Origin of the sequence: Microtetraspora fusca, from assembly GCF_001570365.1 — a bacterium.
Taxonomy (GTDB): Bacteria; Actinomycetota; Actinomycetes; order Streptosporangiales; family Streptosporangiaceae; genus Microtetraspora; species Microtetraspora fusca.
On sequence record NZ_BBYK01000065.1, the window covers coordinates 36,897 to 54,034 of the forward strand.

A 17,138-nucleotide genomic window follows, 5' to 3' on the forward strand; every position below is an offset into this window, starting at 1 on the left:
CCGGTGAGGCGTGCGGCAGAGGGGACGACATGCCATGGCGGACTTCGTCGGAGCGGTCGATCAGGGCACCACGAGCACCCGGTTCATGATCTTCGACAAGGGTGGGAACGAGATCGCCCGGCACCAGCTCGAACACCAGCAGATCCTTCCGCACGCCGGGTGGGTGGAGCACAACCCGACCGAGATCTGGGAGCGTACCCGGGCGGTCATCGAGACGGCGCTGCGCGGCGCGCGGCTGACCGCGTCCGACCTCGCGGCGCTCGGGGTCACCAACCAGCGGGAGACGACGCTGGTCTGGAACCGGCGGACGGGGCGGCCGTACTACAACGCGATCGTGTGGCAGGACACCCGGACCGACCGCATCGCCGCCGCGCTGGACCGCGACGGCAGGGGCGACGTGATCCGGCGCCGGGCCGGGCTGCCGCCGGCGACGTACTTCTCGGGCGCGAAGATCCAGTGGATCCTGGAGAACGTCGAGGGCGTGCGCGAGGACGCCCGGTCGGGTGAGGCGCTCTTCGGCACCACCGACACCTGGCTGCTGTGGAACCTCACCGGCGGGACCGACGGCGGCGCGCACGTGACCGACCCCACGAACGCCGGCCGCACGATGCTGATGGACCTGGAGACGCTGGACTGGGACGAGGAACTGCTGTCGTTCTTCGGCGTGCCGCGCGAGATGCTGCCGCGCATCCTCCCGTCGTCCAACCCCGACGCGTACGGCATGACCCGGCGCTGGGGGCCGCTCGCCGGGGAGGTGCCGCTGTCCGGCGACCTCGGCGACCAGCAGGCGGCGACCGTGGGCCAGGTCTGCTTCGAACCCGGCGAGGCGAAGAACACCTACGGCACGGGCAACTTCCTGCTGCTCAACACCGGCCGCGAGCCGGTGCGGTCGCGGCACGGCCTGCTCACCACGGTCGGCTACCGTTTCGGCGCCGAGCCGCCGGTGTACGCGCTGGAAGGGTCGATCGCGGTGACCGGCTCGGCGGTGCAGTGGCTGCGCGACCAGCTCGGCATCATCTCGGGGGCGGGGCAGAGCGAGGCGCTGGCCCGCCAGGTGACCGACAACGGGGGCGTCTACTTCGTGCCCGCCTTCTCCGGGCTCTTCGCGCCGTACTGGCGTTCGGACGCGCGCGGCGTGATCGTCGGCCTGTCCCGCTTCAACACGAACGCGCACATCGCGCGCGCCGCCCTGGAGGCGATCTGCTACCAGACGCGCGACATCGTCGAGGCGATGGAGCGCGACTCGGGGGTGGCCCTCGACGTGTTGCGCGTGGACGGGGGCGTGACCGCCAACAACCTGTGCATGCAGCTCCAGGCGGACATCCTCGGCGTGCCGGTGTCCAAGCCGGTCGTGGCCGAGACCACCGCCCTCGGGGCCGCGTACGCCGCGGGGCTGGCCGTGGGCTTCTGGCGCTCGACCGAGGACCTGAGGAAGAACTGGCACGAGGCCCGCCGCTGGCTGCCGACCTGGACGGACGAGCAGCGCGCGGAGGGCTACGCCGGGTGGAAGAAGGCCGTTGAGCGGGCGCTCGGCTGGGTGGAGGTGGAGTGACCCGGCCGAGCGCCCGTCATCGGATGCCGACGTAGAACCGGGTCTGGTCGCTGCGGTGGAGCGCGTAGTACGCCTCGAACCGCGTGTTGTCGTCCAGCCAGGCGACCGACTCGATGCCGAGCAGCGGCGTCGAGGTGGAGACCTCCAGCAGCGCCGCGTCCTCGGGCTCGGGGAAGACCGCCTCGATCCAGCGGTCCGCGGCCGCCGGCTCGATGCCGTACCGCCGCCGCAGCACGTCGTACAGGGACTGGTTCTCCAGGACGGCGCGCTCCAGGCCGGGGACCAGGCGGGCGGGCAGCGCGGTGTCGACGAGCAGCCACGGCTGGCCGTCCACGCAGCGGAGCCGGCGCAGCCGGACGACCTCCTCGCCGCGCGGGATCCGGAGGAGGGCGGCCTCCCGCTCGTCCGCCTGGCCCAGCGACTGGTGGATGGTCTGCGTGGTCACCCGGCGTCCGGACTCCCGCAGGTCGTCGGCGGAGCCGGACGTCGATCCGACGAACCGCAGCTCCGTCTTGCGCGCCGCGACGAAGGCGCCGCGTCCTTTGATCTTGTAGATGAGGCGCTGCTGCACGAGCTCGCGCAGGGCCTCGCGCACGACGGTGCGGGACACGCTGAACATGTCGCTCAGCTCGGCCTCGGACGGCAGCGGCTGGTCCGGGCCCAGCTCGCCGCTCTCGATCTCCGCTCGTAAGGCCCGCATGAGCTGCATCCACAGCGGTTCCGCCCCGTCGCGGTTGAGGCGCGGATAGGTGATCGTCACGGGTCCCCTCCTTGGCGGCAGCTTCTGGAAGCATGCCATGCCCGGCCAGCCTGTCGTGACAGGTTGTCTATCCTGTCGTGAAGATTATCCTCCATCGTCCAGCTCGTGTGGCTCAGGAAACTCTCTCTTGACAGCACCGTAACGTCGGCTTAGTTTGCTTGTCACTACAGGCCTGTAATGACATCCCGCTCCCTTGCGAGTGATGCGTTCCCGCGGCTTTCGACTTCCTCCCGCTACGGCGGACCTGCTCTCTCTGGAGACACGATGCGTATCCGTACCTCTCGCCGGCCCTGGCGCGCGGCCTCCGCGGCGACCATCGCCGCCCTCGCGGTTCTGGCCACGGGCTGTGGCTCCGGCGACAACGCCGCCGGCGACAAGGCGAGCTCCGGCGGCGGCAGCGGCGACAAGCCGTTCATCGCGCTGAGCAACGGCTTCATCGGCAACGGCTGGCGGCAGACGATGATCGCCAAGTTCGAGGCGGCGGCCACGCAGGCGCAGAAGGACGGCCTGATCAGCAAGTACAAGGTCGTCAACGCCCCGGGTGAGAACTCGGCCACCGAGCAGGTCGCGCAGATCAAGAGCCTTCTCCTGCAGAAGCCGGACGCGCTGCTGATCGACCCGTCCTCGCCGACCGCGCTCAAGCCGGTCATCCAGCAGGCCTGCGACGCCGGCGTCAAGGTCGTGGTGTTCGACTCCGCGATCGACGCCCCGTGCGCGCACGTGCTGCAGAACAGCTTCGTCGACTGGGCCACCTACGCCGCCAAGCCGCTGCTCGAGGGCATCGGCGGCAAGGGCAACGTCATCGTGAGCCGCGGCGTCGTCGGCTCCCAGCCCGAGGCCGAGATGTTCGACACCACCAAGAAGATCCTCGGCGGCTACCCCGACGTGAAGACCGCCGCGACGGTGACCGGCATGTGCGACGGCGCCACCGCGCAGAAGGCCGTGCTCGGCGTGCTGTCCAGCGTGCCCAAGGTGGACGGCGTCATCGGCTGCGGCGACGGCTACGGCGTCGCCCAGGCGTTCGCCACCGCCGGCAAGCCGGTTCCCGCCGTGACGTTCGAGACCAACGGCCGCGCCCTGAACTACTGGAAGGACAACAAGATCGACAACGGTTCGGTCGCGGTCATGTCCGACCCGGGCCAGTCCGTCGCCGCCCTGTGGGAGGCACTCGACCTGCTCGACGGCAAGGACGTGCCGAAGCAGCTGACCTTCCCGATCGTCCTCGTGGAGCAGAAGGACCGCGACGCCTGGGCCGCCGCGCTCAAGCCCGACGAGTACGCCGCGTGGCCGTGGACCCGCGACCTCTTCCGCCAGCAGGTCGAGGCCGTGAAGACCGGCGGCGAGCCGGTGCAGCCGCCGATCCCGACGGCCGCGGGCTGACCTGGAGCAAGCACAGGAGGGCATGCACGTGGACAACCGGGGACCGCGGGCCGGCGAGCCCGTCGTCGTCGCCAAGGGCGTGACCAAGACGTACGGGCGCACCCGGGCGCTCGCCGGCGTGGACCTTGAGGTCCGCGCGGGCGAGGTGCTCGGGCTCGTCGGCCACAACGGCGCCGGCAAGAGCACGCTGATGCGCGTGCTCGCCGGGCTGGAGGCCTGCGACGAGGGCGCGGTCCTGGTGCACGGGAAGGAGGTCTCCGGCGCGGCCGGACCACGCGCGGAGGACTTCCGCGCGGTGCGGATGGCCTACCAGGAGACCTCGCTCTGCCCCGATCTCACGGTGGCGGAGAACATCTGGGTGTCGTCGCGGCACTGCCTCCCGCGCCTGGGCTGGCGGCGCGCCGCGAGCGACGCCGTACGCCGCCGCCTCGACGAGATGTTCCCGGGCCACGGCGTGACGCCGCGCGACCGGGTCGAGGACCTGTCGCTGGCCCAGCGCCAGATGGTCGAGATCACCCGGGCCAGCCTCGTGGACCGGCTCGACCTGCTCATCCTGGACGAGCCGACCGAGTCGCTCGGCCCCGACGCGGCGCGCTCGCTGTACGACTACGTCCGCACGCTGACCGCGGCGGGCACCGCGGTGCTGCTCATCTCGCACCGCATCCGGGAGGTCCTCTCGGTGGCCGACCGCGTCGCCGTGCTGCGCGACGGCGCGGTCACCGCCGAGCGGTTCGCCGAGGGGCTGGGCGAGCAGGACGTGCTGACCCTGATGGGCGCGCATGTCGCGGTCCCCTCGGAGCAGGACCGCGCCGCCGCCCGTGCCGCGGGGGACGCCGCCGACCGGCCGGTCGTGGCCGAGCTGCGCGGCGCCACCGGACCCGGCCTGCGCGAGGTCTCCCTGCGGGTCGGCGCCGGCGAGGTCGTGGGCCTCGCCGGGCTGGCCGGGCAGGGCCAGCAGGAGGTGCTCGAACGCCTGTGGCACCCCGTCCGGCGCGACACCACGGTGGTCGGCACCCGCGCGTACGTGCCCGGCGACCGGCAGCGCTCCGGCGTGCTGCCCCTGTGGAGCGTCGCCGAGAACCTCATCGTCACCGCCATGCGCGGCCTCGCACGCCAGGGCCTGCGCCGCCCGGCCGAGGAGCGCGCGGCGGTCGGCGACTGGGTCGAGCGGCTGGCGATCCGCGGCGGCGCGGACGCCGGTATCACCGAGCTGAGCGGCGGCAACCAGCAGAAGGTCATCGTCGCCCGGGCGTTCGCCTCCACGGCGGAGCTGGTGCTGCTCGACGACCCCTTCCGCGGCGTGGACGTGCACACCAAGACCGACCTGTACGCCCTGATCCGGCAGGAGGCGGCGCAGGGCCGGAGCGTCGTCTGGTACTCCAGCGAGAACGCGGAGATGGCCCACTGCGACCGGGTCTACGTGTTCCGCGCCGGCCGCGTGGTCGCCGAGCTGGTCGGCGAAGAGATCTCCGAGGAACGGATCATCGCCGTCTCCTTCGCGGAGTCGGATGGAGAGCAGAGCAATGAGTGAGCTCCTCGCGTCGGCCCTGCCGTCCCGGGCCAGGATGCGCCGCACGGCGCCGGCCGTGGTCAGCGCCGTCGCCCTCGCCGTGATGATCACGGTCTGCGCCTCGCTGCAGTCGGACGTGCTGAGCGTGGGCGGCCTGACGCTCGTGCTGTCGGCGACCGTGCCGCTCGTCATCGCCGCCCAGGCCCAGATGGCCCTCATGTCGGTCGGCGACATCGACCTCGGGATCGGCAACTTCGTCGGCCTGGTCACGGTCGTCTCGGCCACCACGCTGGTGACGTCGCCGCTGCTCGGGGCCCTGACCCTGATCGGTCTCGTCGCCGCGTACGCGGTGCTGGGCGCGCTCATCCACCTGCGCCGTGTGCCGTCGCTGATCGCGACCCTCGGCGCCTCGTTCGTCTGGCTGGGGCTCGGCCTGTTCATCCTGCCGACGCCCGGTGGCTCGACCCCCGAGTGGCTGGCGTCGCTCGGCTCGTGGCAGCCCGCCGGGTTCCCCGCGCCGCTGCTGCCGATCCTGGTCGTCGCCCTGGTGGTGTACCTGCTCACCTCGCGCAGCGCCCTCGGGGTGCGGATGCGCGGCCTCGGCAGCAACCCCGTGGCGTTGCAGCGGGCCGGGCTGCGGCCGCTCACCTCCCGCGTCATCGCGTACACGGTGGCGGGCGCGCTCGGCGTGCTCTCCGGCCTCATGCTGGCCTCGCAGACCGGAGGCGGCGACGTGTCGTCGGCCTCCAGCTACACGCTCATGACCGTGGCCGCGGTGATCCTCGGCGGCGGCTCCTTCTTCGGCGGGAGCGCCGTGCCGTGGGGCGTGGCCATCGGCGGTGTGACGCTCGGGCTGGTCAGCGTCGTCCTCAGCCTGCTCGACGTGCAGTCGAACATGCAGTCCGCCGTGCAAGGCGTGATCGTCCTGGCCGTGCTCGCCGGCCGCGTCGTGGTCGGGAAGGTGCTGCGATGAACATCCGCACGATCGTCTCGCGCCCGTGGATCTGGGGCTTCGCCGCGGCGGTGCTCGTCTGGGCGATCATCATGGCCATCTCGGGCCAGGGCGGCGGCCAGACGGTGTCGCTCGCGCTGTCCCTGGCGCCCTACCTCGTCGTCGTGGGACTCGGCCAGATGCTCGTCATCACGGCCGGCCCCGGCAACATCGACGTGTCGGTGGCGCCGATCATCTCGCTCGCCGGGTTCGTCTCGGTCGGGGTGGCCGGCTCGACCGGGTCGGCGACCGTCGGCATCCTCGCGGGCATCGGCGTCGGCGTCCTCGTCGCGGTCATCAGCACCGTGGCCATCCTCGGACTGTCCGTGCCGCCGATCATCGCCACGCTGGCCGCCGGGCTCGTCGCCTCGTCGGTCACGCTGTCCCTGGCGAACGGCTTCACCGCGGTGCCCGACCCCGGCCTGCGGCAGCTCCTCAACGTGCGCCCGGCGGGCATCCCCATCCTCGCCGTGGCCGTCGCGGCCCTGACCGGGCTGGTCATCCTGCTGCTGCGCCGTACGGTCTACGGCCGCTCCCTGATCGCGGTCGGGCAGAACCGCAGGGCCGCGGAGCGGGCCGGCATCCCGGTCGCCCGCGTCATCGCGACCACGTACCTGGTGAGCGGCGCGCTCGCCGGGCTGACGGGCGCCCTGCTCGCGGCCTACATCGCGCCCTCCGCCGACCTCGGCACGCGCTACCTGCTCGACTCCGTCGCCGTCGTCGTCATCGGCGGCACGCTCATCTCCGGCGGCCGGGCCGTGCCGGTGGGCGTGTGGGGAGCGGGTCTCTTCTTCATCCTGCTCGACGGCCTGGTCAACCTCGTGGGCTGGAGCACGGCCGCGCAGAACCTGCTGAAGGGCGGCCTGGTGCTCTTCGTCCTCTTCCTTGCCGGCGGGGGTGACCGTGCCGGGGGCACGGCCTCCCGATTCAGAAGACGGCCGCGAACGGCGGCCGCGACCACCACAACAACAGGAGACAACACTCATGGCTGACACCGACGGCCTGATCGACGCCCGCGACTTCGGGACGTCCGCGGCCCCGGCGGGCGGCTTCCACGTGAAGGGCGCGCACGCGCAGGACTGGGGGCTGCAGAACCGGCTGTCCCGCATCTTCCGGCCGGACACCGGGCGGACGGTCATGCTCGCGTTCGACCACGGCTACTTCGTCGGGCCGATGGCGGGCCTGGAGCGTCTCGACACCAACATCGCGCCGCTCGTGCCCGACGCCGACGCGATCATGATGACGCGGGGCGCGCTGCGCACCAGCATCCCCTCCACCACCAGCGCCGGCATCGTGCTGCGCGCCAGCGGCGGCCCGAGCATCCTGCGCGAGCTGTCCGACGAGCACATCGCGCTCGACATCGAGGACGCGGTCCGCCTCAACGCGGACGCCCTGGCCATCCAGGTGTTCGTCGGCGGCGAGCACGAGTCGCGCTCGGTCGCCAACCTGGCCAAGCTCGTGGACGCCGGCCAGCGGCACGGCGTCGCCGTCCTCGGCGTCACCGCCGTCGGCAAGGACATGGTCCGTGACGCCCGCTACTTCCGGCTGGCGACCCGGATCAGCGCCGAGATGGGCGCGCACATCGTCAAGACGTACTACGTCTCGGAGGGCTTCGAGACCGTCACCGCGAGCTGCCCGGTGCCGATCATCGTGGCCGGGGGCAAGAAGCTGCCCGAGCTGGACGCGCTGACCATGGCGTACCGCTCCATCCAGGAGGGCGCCGCCGGCGTGGACATGGGCCGCAACATCTTCCAGAGCGAGCACCCCGCGGCGATGCTCGCCGCCGTGCGCGCGGTCGTTCACGACGGTCTGAAGCCGGAGGAGGCCCTCGAGCTCTTCAAGGAGCGCTCGGCCGCCGGCACCGCAGCGTCCTGACCCTTCCAGGGCGCGGGTCCCCGGGCGGCATCGGCAGTGCCGCGGCGGGGACCCGCGCCCGCCATTCCCGGGAGCAACCCCATGCCGCACCACCACGCCGGACGTGACGACGTCGTCGACCTCGCCGTCATCGGAGCCGGTATCAACGGGCTCGCCGTAGCCCGAGACGCCGCCGCCCGCGGGTTGCGCGTCGTCGTCGTCGACCGCGCCGACGTGGGCGCGGGAACGTCGAGCACGTCGAGCAGGCTGATCCACGGCGGCCTGAAGTACCTCGAACGCTACGACTTCACGCTCGTGCACGAGTCCATCCGCGAGCGGCACCTGCTGTTCCGCACCGCGCCGCACCTCGTCCGGGACTACCCGATGCTCATCCCCTTCTACGAGGGGGACAGCAGGCCCGGCCCCCTGATCAGGCTCGGCCTGGCGGCGTTCGACGTCATGGCCATGAACCGCGGGCGCGGCGTCAGCCGCGGCGTCTCCGTGCGCAAGGTCGCCCGCCGCTGGCCCACGCTGTCCCGCAAGGGGCTGCGCGGCGCGGCCCTGTTCCACGACGCGCAGGTGCCGTGGGCCGAGCGGCTCTGCGTCGAGCTGCTTCTCGACGCCCAGCGGCTCGGGGCGCGTGTGCTCACCTACACCACCGTCACCGGGCTGATCGTCGAGGGCGACCAGGTTCGCGGCCTGCGGATCGAGGACAACGCCACCGGCGAGCGGAGCGAGATCCGGGCCGCCCTCACCGTCAACGCGGCCGGGCCGTGGATCGACCGCATCCTCGACGGCCAGGTGAAGAGCCGCCGCCTCAACGGCGGCACCAAGGGCAGCCACGTCATCGTGGACCCGTTCCCCGGTGCCCCCGACACCTGCATCTTCTTCGAGGCCGCCGCCGACCAGCGGCCGATCTTCGTCTTCCCCTGGCAGGGCCGGTACGTCCTGGGCAGCACCGACCTCACCTACGAGGGCGACCTGGACGAGGTCGTCGCCAGCGACGCCGAGATCGATTACCTGCTCGCCGAGACGAACCGGATCTTCCCCGACGCCCGGCTCACGCCGTCCGACGTGCTGTACAGCATCGCCGGGGTGCGGCCGCTGCCGTACACCGAGGGTGTGTCGGACAACGCCAAGATCAGCCGGGGGCACACGGTGCTCAACCACGCCCCCGCGTACGAGGGGCTGCTCACCGTCATCGGCGGCAAGCTGACCACCCACCGCGCGCTCGCCGAGGACGTCACCGACGAGGTGCTGCGCGTGCTCGGCCGCCGCCCGCGGCGGTGCATCACCCGGGAGCGGCCGTTCCCCGGCGCGGAGACCTCCGACTGGAAGGCGTTCGCCCAGGACTTCATCCGCTCCTCGCCGCTCTCCGGCCGGCAGTCGCGCCGCCTGCTCACCCTCTACGGCGTGCGCGCCCGCCGGGTGCTCGAACTCGCCGCCGAGGACCCGTCGCTGGCGGAGGTCGTGGACGCCGAGACCGGCGCGCTGGCCGCCGAGGTCGTCATGGCCGTCCGCGAGGAGGGGGCCGTGACGCTGAGTGACATCCTGCTGCGGCGTATCCTTGTCGGGCTCGGCGCGGACATGGGCCTGTCGGCCGCCCCCGCCTGCGCCGACGTCGCCGTACGGCATCTCGGGTGGGACGAGGCGCGGGCGCGCGCCGAGGTCGCCGACTACGAGGCGGAGCTGCGCCGCTTCCGCCCCCGAGTCCTGGCCACCTCGACATCCAGCGGCAGCGACAGGAGGACCCCGTGACCGACCCGACCCCCTGCTACATCGGCGTGGACGTCGGCCTCACCGCGTCGAAGGCCGCCGCCTTCGACGCCGAGGGCAACGAGATCGGCGTGGTCCACGCCCGCACGCCGCGCACCGCGGTGACCGCGCACCGGCACGACGTGGACATGGTCGCGCTCGCCGACACCGTCATGTCGCTGCTCGCCGAGCTGGCCGGCAAGCTGGCCGCCGACGGGTACGTCGCGGCCGGCATCGGCGTGGCCGCGCACGGCAACGGGCTGTACCCGGTGGACGCGTCCCTGCGTCCGGTCGCCCCGGCCATCGCCTCCTCGGACAGCCGGGCCCAGCACGTCGTGGACGAGATCGCCGAGGATGACGCGCTCCGCCTGGCGCGCGAGACCGGATCCATCCCGTGGGCGGCCCAGCCCAGCGTGCTGCTGCGCTGGCTGCGCGACGCCGACCCCGAGGCGTACGCCGCCACCCGCTGGGCGCTGTCCTGCAAGGACTGGGTGACCTGCCAGCTCACCGGCGTGCCGAGCGCCGACTACAGCGACGCGAGCGCGTTCGGCATGGTGGCCCTGGACACCCGCGAGTACAGCGCGACCGCGCTCGAACTGGTCGGGCTGCCCGCGAGCGACCTGGAGCGGTTCCCGCCGCTGCGCGAGTCCGGCGAGATCGTCGCCGGGCTGAGCGCGCGGGCGGCCGAACTCACCGGCCTGCCTGAGGGACTGCCGGTCATCGCGGGCTGCATGGACTGCGTGGCGGCGACCCTGGGCGCCGGAGGCCGCGCCCTCGGCGACGTGACGATCATCGTCGGCACGTGGGCCATCAACGGCGTGGTCGTCCCCGCGGGCACCCCGGCGCCCGAGGTCACGCTCAGCGCGCTGATGCCCGACTCCGCCACCATGCTCGCCATGGAGGTCGCGCCGACCTCGGCCGCCAACCTGGAGTGGCTCGCGTCCGCGTCGGTTCCGCACGGCCGGGTCGGCGGCGTGCCGGCGGCCGAGCTGCTGGGCGAGGCGGCCACGGTGGAGCCGGGCGCGGAGGGCCTGCTGTTCCTTCCCTTCGTGAACGGCGCACCCGAGCACCCCGCCGCGTCCGGGACGTTCCTCGGCATCTCGGGCGTCCACCGGCGCGGGCATCTCACCCGCGCGGTGATCGAAGGGGTCGCGCAGTACCACCGGGTGCAGCTCGACCGGGTCCTGGCCAGCGGCGCCGACGTCGGCGACCGCCCGTGGCGGCTCGCCGGAGGCGGCGCCAGGTCCGAGGTGTGGGCGCAGATCTTCGCCGACGTCCTCGGCCGTCCGGTGCGTCGCCAGCTCACCAGCGAGCTGGGCGCGCGCGGCGTCGCGTCGCTGCTGCCCGCCGCGCTCGGCCACGACGTCGCGCCGTGGTCGGTCAGCGACGAGGACGACCTGTGCGTGCGTCCCGGCCCGGCCCGGCCGGCGTACGTCCGGCACGGCGAGGTGTTCGACCGGGTCCTCGCCGGCATGTGGGGGCCGTGGTCGGAGGTCGAGCGGTACCGCACCGACTCCTGACCCGCCCGCCGTTCGAACCGGTCCGCCGTACTGGGTCACAGGCGGACCGGTTCAGGCGTCGTGCCGGAACCCACGCGGGCCGCGCCCGCCGAACCGGCGGCCGCGGCCTGTTCCGTGTACGGCGGCGATGGTTCAGCGGGCGGTGTGGTACCGGCGGTGCAGCTCGCGCACCCGTTCGGTCAGCTCGAGGACCGGACCCTCCACCGCGACGCCGGGGGCGACCTCCTGGATCGGGAGCGCCCGCACCGGAGCCGCCGGGACGCCCAGCTCGGTCAGCCAGGAGACGAGCTGCTCGGACGAGGCCGCGTACACGATGCGGCCCAGGCCGACCCACGCGTGCGCGGCCGCGCACATCGGGCAGTGCTCCCCGGAGGTATAGACGGTCGCCGCCGCCCGTTCCTCGGGCGCCATGTTCCCCGCGGCCCAGCGCGCCAGCTCGAACTCGGGGTGGCGGGTCCGGTCGCCGCCCGCGATCCGGTTGCGGTCCTCGGCGAGAACGGCGCCGTCCGCCGAGACAAGCACGGAGCCGAACGGCTCGTCGCCGTCCTCCAGTGCCTCGACCGCCAGCTCCACACAGCGTTCCAGATGCCGCAGATCCGTTTCGGTCACCATGGACGCCTCCCCGCAGTGCGATATCTCCGGCAATGCTAGATCATGTCCTGTTACGTGCGTGAAGATGCTCTTTCTGGGCACTTCGGCCGCACGTCCGCGCACGCGTCTTCGCGAACCGCGAGGTCCTCGTGCGCAAAGTGCAAGGATCGGCCGCTGTTTGTCCATGGAGCGGACCCTGCCCCCGGAGTGAAGGTTGCGGCGGACCGGATCACCTTGGGCTAGGGAGGACGAAGGCGTCATGGGCGTCACACAGCAGGCGAGGCCGGCCGTAGGGCTGGCCGGTGCGATGACCGCGATCCTCATGGCCGCCGCGTGCGGGAGCGGCGGGGCGGGCGAGCCCGCGGCCCCGGCCGCGTCCGCGGCGTCGGCCGCCGCCGGCGGGCCGGTGACCGTCGAGTGGTGGGGCTGGGCGCCCGGCTACGACAAGGCCGCCGAGGCGTGGAACGCCTCTCACCCGGACATCCAGGTGAAGTACGCCCAGATCGAGCCGGGCGCCAAGGGCGGCTACCAGAAGATGCTCGGCGCGGTGAAGGCGGGCAACGCTCCGTGCCTCGCCCAGGTCGGAGGCGAGACCCTGGCCAGTTTCCTCGTCGAGGGTGCGCTGGAGGACATCACCGCGTACGCAAAGGAGTCGAACGCCAAGTTCCAGCAGTGGGCGGTCAACTCGGTCACCTTCGGCGGACGGCAGGTCGCCGTCCCGGTTGACTCCGGGCCGATGGGAATGTTCTACCGCAAGGACATCCTCGCCAAGCACAAGATCGACGTGCCGAAGACCTGGGACGAGTTCGCCGCCGCCGCCGCGAAGCTGCACGCCGCCGACCCCAAGGCCTTCCTCACGTCGTTCAACCCGGACGACATGTACGGCTTCAGCGGCTACGCCTGGCAGGCCGGGGCGAGCTGGTTCTCCACCGCCGGCGACGCGTGGAAGGTGAGCATCACCGACGAGCCCACGCTCAAGGTCGCGAACTACTGGCAGGGGCTGCTCGACAAGAAGCTCGTCGACGTCAAGCCCGCCTGGTCGGACGCCTGGTTCAAGGATTTCACCGACGGCAGGATCGCCTCGCTGGTCGGCGCGGTGTGGATGACCAAGGTGCTCGAGGACTCGATCCCGAAGACCTCGGGCAAGTGGGCGGTCGCCCCGATGCCCTCCTGGGAGCCCGGCACGACGGCTACCGGCAACGTCGGCGGCTCACCCAACGCCGTGCTGAAGGGATGTGCGCACCCCAAGGAGGCCGTGGAGTTCGCCACCTGGCTGTCCACCGACCAGACCGCGTTCGACGACCTGATGGTCAACGGCGGCCTGTTCCCGACCTCCGCCGACGGCACCTCGCTGCCCGCGATGAAGTCGCCGCGGCCGTTCTACGGCGACCAGCCGGTCTTCGAGGTGTTCTCCGAGGCGGCCAAGACGGTCGCGCCGACCTTCGCCTGGGGCCCGACGACCCCCGCCGTGAACGACGCCTTCAACTCCGCCGTGGGCGAGGCGGTGAGCAAGGGCGGCACGCTGGCCGACGCGCTCAAGACCGTTCAGGAGAAGGCCGTGGCCTCCATCAGGGACAAGGGCCTGAGCGTCACCGAAGGCTAGCCTCCGGTCCTCCGGTGAGACGTCCCGTACGGCGCCGCCGTGCGGGACGTTTCCTCTCCAGAAAGCGAAAACATGGCAGTCCAGCAACATGAGACGGCCCGCCGGGGTGGCAGGGCGGTGATCGGCAGGGCGACCAATCGGGCGGCGCTGATCTTCCTCCTGCCGTTCGGGGCGCTGTTCGTCGTCTTCTTCGTGCTCCCCATCGGCTATGCGGTCAACGAGAGCCTGTACAAGCTGAAGCGATCCGGCCTCGGGTTCGGGACGCCGGAGCGGGTCTTCTCCGGCCTGGCGAACTACGCGGCGGTCTTCCGGGACGACACCTTCCTGACGGGGGTGCGGCGGCTGCTGCTGTTCGGGATCGTGCAGGTTCCGATCATGCTCGGCCTGGCGCTGGTGCTGGCCCTGCTCCTCGACGGCCACGCGGCCCGGTTCAAACGGTTCTTCCGGCTCGTCTACTTCCTGCCGTACGCGGTGCCGGGCGTCATCGCGGCGATCGTCTGGTCGTTCCTCTACACACCGGAGATCTCGCCGTTCGGGCTGGACCTGCTCGACGGCGACGTGGTGCTGTGGTCGATCGGCAACATCGTCACGTGGACGTGGACCGGCTTCAACATGCTGGTCATCTACTCGGCATTGCGGGCGATCCCCAGGGAGCTGTGCGAGGCGGCGGCGATGGACGGGGCGAGTGCCTGGCGGATCGCCTGGTCGATCAAGGTGCCGATGGTCCGCCCGTCGCTCATCCTGACCGGCGTCTTCTCCATCATCGGCACGCTGCAGCTCTTCAACGAGCCGACCGTGCTGAGCGGCGTCACCACCACCGTCTCCAAGAGCTACACGCCGCTGATGTGGTCGCTCCAGGTCGCGCTGGACAACAACGACTACGCGTTGGGGTCGGCGATCGCCATCGTGCTCGCCCTGCTTGCCGGCGCGCTGTCCTTCCTCTTCCTGCGGCTGTCCGCCTGGCTCACCCGACGCGGAGTGATGTGACCGATGAGACCGTCCATGCGAGCCCAGGTGCTCACCACCGCGTTCCTGTTCGTCGTCGCCGTCTACATCCTGCTGCCGGTGTGGTGGATGGTCGTGTCCGCCACCAAGTCGGCCGCCGACCTGTTCGACACGCCCGGCCTCTGGTTCGGCGGCGACCTCCACCTGGCGGGCAACATCGACCGGGTGATGTCGCAGGACGGTGGTCTGTACTCCCGCTGGCTGCTGAACACCCTGATCTACTCCGGGGGAGGCGCGCTCGGGGCGACGCTGCTCGCGGCCATGGCGGGGTACGCGCTGGCGAAGTACCCCTTCCGCGGCCGCGGCGTCGTGTTCGCGATCGTCATGGGGGCGGTCCTCATCCCCGCCCCGCTGATCACGCTTCCGCTGTACCTCCTGGAGAGCCGGCTCGGCCTGTTGAACACCATGTGGGGCGTGCTGCTGCCGTGCATGGTCAGCCCGTTCGGCGTCTACCTCGCCCGCGCGTACGCGGAGGCGGCGGTGCCCGGCACGCTGCTGGAGGCGGGCCGCATCGACGGGGCGGGGGAGCTGCGGATCTTCTTCACCGTGGGGATCCGGCTGATGGCGCCCGCGCTGGTGACGCTGTTCTTGTTCCAGTTCGTGGCGATCTGGAACAACTTCTTCCTGCCGATGATGGTGCTCAACGACCAGGCCCTGTGGCCCGTCACCCTGGGCCTGGTCAAGTGGCACGGCATCCGCACCGGCTTCCTGCGCGACGCCGTCGTCACGGGCGCCCTCATCTCGATCGTCCCCGTCATCCTGGCCTTCGTGTCGCTGCAACGCTTCTGGAAGGCCGATCTCGCCGCCGGGAGCGTCAAGCTGTGACCGTGCCCGCGGCGCGCGGACTCACCCGAGGTCGGGCTCCGGCCGCAGCTCCACGACGGGTTCCCCGGCCGCGTCCAGCTCCAGGACGACGATCTCGTTGTCCCCGGCCCGCAGCAGGGGGCCGGGGACGTAGAGCGTGCGCTGCGGCCCGATCGACCAGTAGCGGCCCAGACAGAAGCCGTTGACCCAGACGTAGCCGTGCCCCCACCCCGGCAGCGCGAGGAACGTGTCGGCGGGTTCCTCCACCGTGACCGCGCCTCGGAAGAAGGCCGGTACGGCGGCCGCCGTACCGGACCGGAACGGGACCTCGCCCGCGCTGCCGAACCGCAGGTCGCCGAGCGCGACGGCCTCCGCGGTCACGCCGTGGAGGTACTGCCGCTCGTGCCTGATCCCGCCGGTGACGCCCTTGTGCTCGCCCATCAGCGGGCCGTAGTTCAACCGCCCGAGCGACTCGACCAGCAGCTCCACCGTGGCCGGGCCGGACACTTCCACCGCCCGGTGCTCCTTCTGGTCCACGCGGTCCAGCACGGCCACGCGGACGCCGTCCACGTAGACATGGGCCCGGTCGTGCAGGCCGTCCACAACCAGCGGGTACGGCCCGCGTGGCCCGGGGACCTCCACCCGGTAACGGACCAGGCCGTGGTCGAGCCCGAGTTCCTCGAACGACGGGGGCGTCGGGCCGCCGATGGGCGGTCCCGCCAGCGCGGGCAGCGCGGGCAGCAGCGCCGCCGACTCGGTCAGCCGCACGGTGGTCGGGGGCAGCACGGGCGGCGTGGGCGGGGGTTCCGGCGCGGGGTTGTAGCGCGTCAGCACGTCGCGGAAGAGCCGGAACTTCTCCGTCGCCGCCCCGTTCTCGCTGATGGGCGCGTCGTAGTCGTACGACGTGATCGTGGGCAGGTAGGCGCCGGTCTCCAGGTCGCGGTTCGCCCCGGCCCAGGTCCCGAAGTTCGTGCCCCCGTGCGCCATGTAGATGTTGACGGACGCGCCCGCCTCCAGCACCTCCTCCAGCACGGCGGCGGCCTCGGCTGTGTCCCGGGTGACCCGCTGGTTCCCCCAGTGGTCGAACCAGCCGATCCACAGCTCCATGCAGACCAGCGGGTCGTCCGGCCGGTGGCGCCGCAGGGTGTCGAGGGCCCGCGCGGGATCGGAGCCGAACGTGGCGGTGGCGAGCACCCCCGGAAGGGAGCCGCCGGTCAGCATGTGGTCCTCCGCTCCGTCCGCGGTGAACAGCGGGACGTCGATCCCCGACGCGCGCATGGTGTCCGCGAGGTGGCGCAGGTAGGCGGTATCCGTGCCGTACGAGCCGTACTCGTTCTCCACCTGCACCATCAGCACGTTGCCGCCCCGGGTGATCTGGCGCGCCGCGACACGGGGGAGGAGCCGGGCGAACCACCGGTCCACGTGGGCGATGAACTCCGGGTCGCTCGTCCGCAGCCGGCCGGTCACCCACCACGGCAGGCCGCCGTTGTCCCACTCCGCGCAGATGTACGGCCCCGGCCGCACGATCGCGTGCAGGTCCGCGTCCGCCGCCGCGTCGAGGAAGCGGTCGAGATCGTCCAGGCGCCGGCACACGCCCGGACGCGGCTCGTGCAGGTTCCACGGCACATAGGTCTCAACGGTGTTGAGCCCCATGGCCCGCATCATCGCCAGCCGGTGCGACCACTGGTCCGGATGCACCCGGAAGTAGTGCATGGCGCCGGAGAGCAGGCGGAACTCCTCGCCGTTCAGCCGGAACACGCCGCCCTCGATCGTGAAAGTCCCCACGGACGATCCCCCTCGGTTCGTGACGGGA

At 72.0% G+C, this 17,138-nt stretch carries 14 protein-coding genes; 11 read left to right on the forward strand and 3 right to left on the reverse strand.

Features of this window, described 5'->3' with window-relative positions:
• Nucleotides 1-34: 34 nt before the first annotated feature.
• Entirely contained in the window at nt 35-1,552 is a 1,518-nt protein-coding gene (gene glpK / locus AWQ68_RS30870) for a glycerol kinase GlpK (protein ID WP_066947109.1), read from the forward strand.
• 16 nt (nt 1,553-1,568) lie between these two features.
• Here glpK and AWQ68_RS30875 read toward each other — a convergent pair whose 3' ends face one another.
• A complete protein-coding gene (locus AWQ68_RS30875; protein ID WP_084464584.1) occupies nt 1,569-2,312 on the reverse strand; it encodes a GntR family transcriptional regulator in 744 nt (247 codons plus the stop codon).
• A gap of 264 nt (nt 2,313-2,576) precedes the next feature.
• Here AWQ68_RS30875 and AWQ68_RS30880 point away from each other — a divergent pair, with 264 nt between their 5' ends.
• The 7 genes from AWQ68_RS30880 to AWQ68_RS30910 all read left to right on the forward strand — a co-directional run bounded on the left by AWQ68_RS30880 (nt 2,577) and on the right by AWQ68_RS30910 (nt 11,322).
• Complete coding sequence (locus AWQ68_RS30880) at nt 2,577-3,692, forward strand: ABC transporter substrate-binding protein (RefSeq protein WP_066947114.1); 1,116 nt, start codon at nt 2,577-2,579, stop codon at nt 3,690-3,692.
• A 22-nt stretch (nt 3,693-3,714) separates the two neighbouring features.
• Nucleotides 3,715-5,223, forward strand: a complete 1,509-nt coding sequence (locus AWQ68_RS30885) for a sugar ABC transporter ATP-binding protein (RefSeq protein ID WP_066947117.1) — start codon at nt 3,715-3,717, stop codon at nt 5,221-5,223.
• Nucleotides 5,216-6,175, forward strand: coding sequence for an ABC transporter permease (locus AWQ68_RS30890; RefSeq protein ID WP_066947118.1), 960 nt, complete (start codon nt 5,216-5,218; stop codon nt 6,173-6,175). Before AWQ68_RS30885 ends, AWQ68_RS30890 begins: the two co-directional genes overlap by 8 nt.
• On the forward strand, nt 6,172-7,185 hold the full coding sequence (locus tag AWQ68_RS30895) for an ABC transporter permease (protein ID WP_066947119.1): 1,014 nt from the start codon (nt 6,172-6,174) through the stop codon (nt 7,183-7,185). Before AWQ68_RS30890 ends, AWQ68_RS30895 begins: the two co-directional genes overlap by 4 nt.
• Nucleotides 7,178-8,068 (forward strand): 3-hydroxy-5-phosphonooxypentane-2,4-dione thiolase, encoded by an 891-nt coding sequence (lsrF, locus tag AWQ68_RS30900; protein WP_066947120.1) that lies wholly within the window; start codon nt 7,178-7,180, stop codon nt 8,066-8,068. The genes AWQ68_RS30895 and lsrF overlap by 8 nt, the downstream gene beginning before the upstream one ends.
• Before the next feature lie 81 nt (nt 8,069-8,149).
• Nucleotides 8,150-9,805 (forward strand): glycerol-3-phosphate dehydrogenase/oxidase, encoded by a 1,656-nt coding sequence (locus tag AWQ68_RS30905; protein WP_066947121.1) that lies wholly within the window; start codon nt 8,150-8,152, stop codon nt 9,803-9,805.
• Nucleotides 9,802-11,322, forward strand: coding sequence for an FGGY-family carbohydrate kinase (locus AWQ68_RS30910; RefSeq protein ID WP_066947123.1), 1,521 nt, complete (start codon nt 9,802-9,804; stop codon nt 11,320-11,322). The genes AWQ68_RS30905 and AWQ68_RS30910 overlap by 4 nt, the downstream gene beginning before the upstream one ends.
• 132 nt (nt 11,323-11,454) lie before the next feature.
• Here AWQ68_RS30910 and AWQ68_RS30915 read toward each other — a convergent pair whose 3' ends face one another.
• Nucleotides 11,455-11,934, reverse strand: coding sequence for a nucleoside deaminase (locus AWQ68_RS30915; protein WP_066947125.1), 480 nt, complete (start codon nt 11,932-11,934; stop codon nt 11,455-11,457).
• Nucleotides 11,935-12,172: 238 nt separating this feature from the next.
• On the opposite strand from AWQ68_RS30915, the gene AWQ68_RS30920 reads away from it, so the two are divergent.
• From AWQ68_RS30920 to AWQ68_RS30930, 3 genes are all read left to right on the forward strand, one after another.
• A complete protein-coding gene (locus AWQ68_RS30920; RefSeq protein WP_066947128.1) occupies nt 12,173-13,516 on the forward strand; it encodes an ABC transporter substrate-binding protein in 1,344 nt (447 codons plus the stop codon).
• A gap of 72 nt (nt 13,517-13,588) precedes the next feature.
• Complete coding sequence (locus AWQ68_RS30925; RefSeq protein ID WP_084464585.1) at nt 13,589-14,503, forward strand: carbohydrate ABC transporter permease; 915 nt, start codon at nt 13,589-13,591, stop codon at nt 14,501-14,503.
• 15 nt (nt 14,504-14,518) lie between these two features.
• The gene (locus AWQ68_RS30930) at nt 14,519-15,346 is read left to right on the forward strand and encodes a carbohydrate ABC transporter permease (protein ID WP_066947131.1); all 828 of its coding nucleotides are present in this window, start codon (nt 14,519-14,521) and stop codon (nt 15,344-15,346) included.
• A 21-nt stretch (nt 15,347-15,367) separates the two neighbouring features.
• Here the strand turns inward: AWQ68_RS30930 and AWQ68_RS30935 are convergent, their stop codons facing one another.
• Nucleotides 15,368-17,110, reverse strand: coding sequence for a glycoside hydrolase family 35 protein (locus tag AWQ68_RS30935; protein WP_218007109.1), 1,743 nt, complete (start codon nt 17,108-17,110; stop codon nt 15,368-15,370).
• Between the last annotated feature and the right edge of the window lie 28 nt (nt 17,111-17,138).

Bases quoted from the DNA above. Each gene is read 5' to 3' on its own strand.
- AWQ68_RS30895 (WP_066947119.1), top strand. From the start codon at position 6,172: ATGAACATCCGCACGATCGTCTCGCGCCCGTGGATCTGGGGCTTCGCC.
- AWQ68_RS30905 (WP_066947121.1), top strand. From the start codon at position 8,150: ATGCCGCACCACCACGCCGGACGTGACGACGTCGTCGACCTCGCCGTC.
- AWQ68_RS30915 (WP_066947125.1), bottom strand. From the start codon at position 11,934: ATGGTGACCGAAACGGATCTGCGGCATCTGGAACGCTGTGTGGAGCTG.
- AWQ68_RS30925 (WP_084464585.1), top strand. From the start codon at position 13,589: ATGGCAGTCCAGCAACATGAGACGGCCCGCCGGGGTGGCAGGGCGGTG.
- AWQ68_RS30930 (WP_066947131.1), top strand. From the start codon at position 14,519: ATGCGAGCCCAGGTGCTCACCACCGCGTTCCTGTTCGTCGTCGCCGTC.
- AWQ68_RS30920 (WP_066947128.1), top strand. From the start codon at position 12,173: ATGGGCGTCACACAGCAGGCGAGGCCGGCCGTAGGGCTGGCCGGTGCG.
- AWQ68_RS30890 (WP_066947118.1), top strand. From the start codon at position 5,216: ATGAGTGAGCTCCTCGCGTCGGCCCTGCCGTCCCGGGCCAGGATGCGC.
- AWQ68_RS30880 (WP_066947114.1), top strand. From the start codon at position 2,577: ATGCGTATCCGTACCTCTCGCCGGCCCTGGCGCGCGGCCTCCGCGGCG.
- AWQ68_RS30885 (WP_066947117.1), top strand. From the start codon at position 3,715: ATGCACGTGGACAACCGGGGACCGCGGGCCGGCGAGCCCGTCGTCGTC.
- glpK (WP_066947109.1), top strand. From the start codon at position 35: ATGGCGGACTTCGTCGGAGCGGTCGATCAGGGCACCACGAGCACCCGG.
- lsrF (WP_066947120.1), top strand. From the start codon at position 7,178: ATGGCTGACACCGACGGCCTGATCGACGCCCGCGACTTCGGGACGTCC.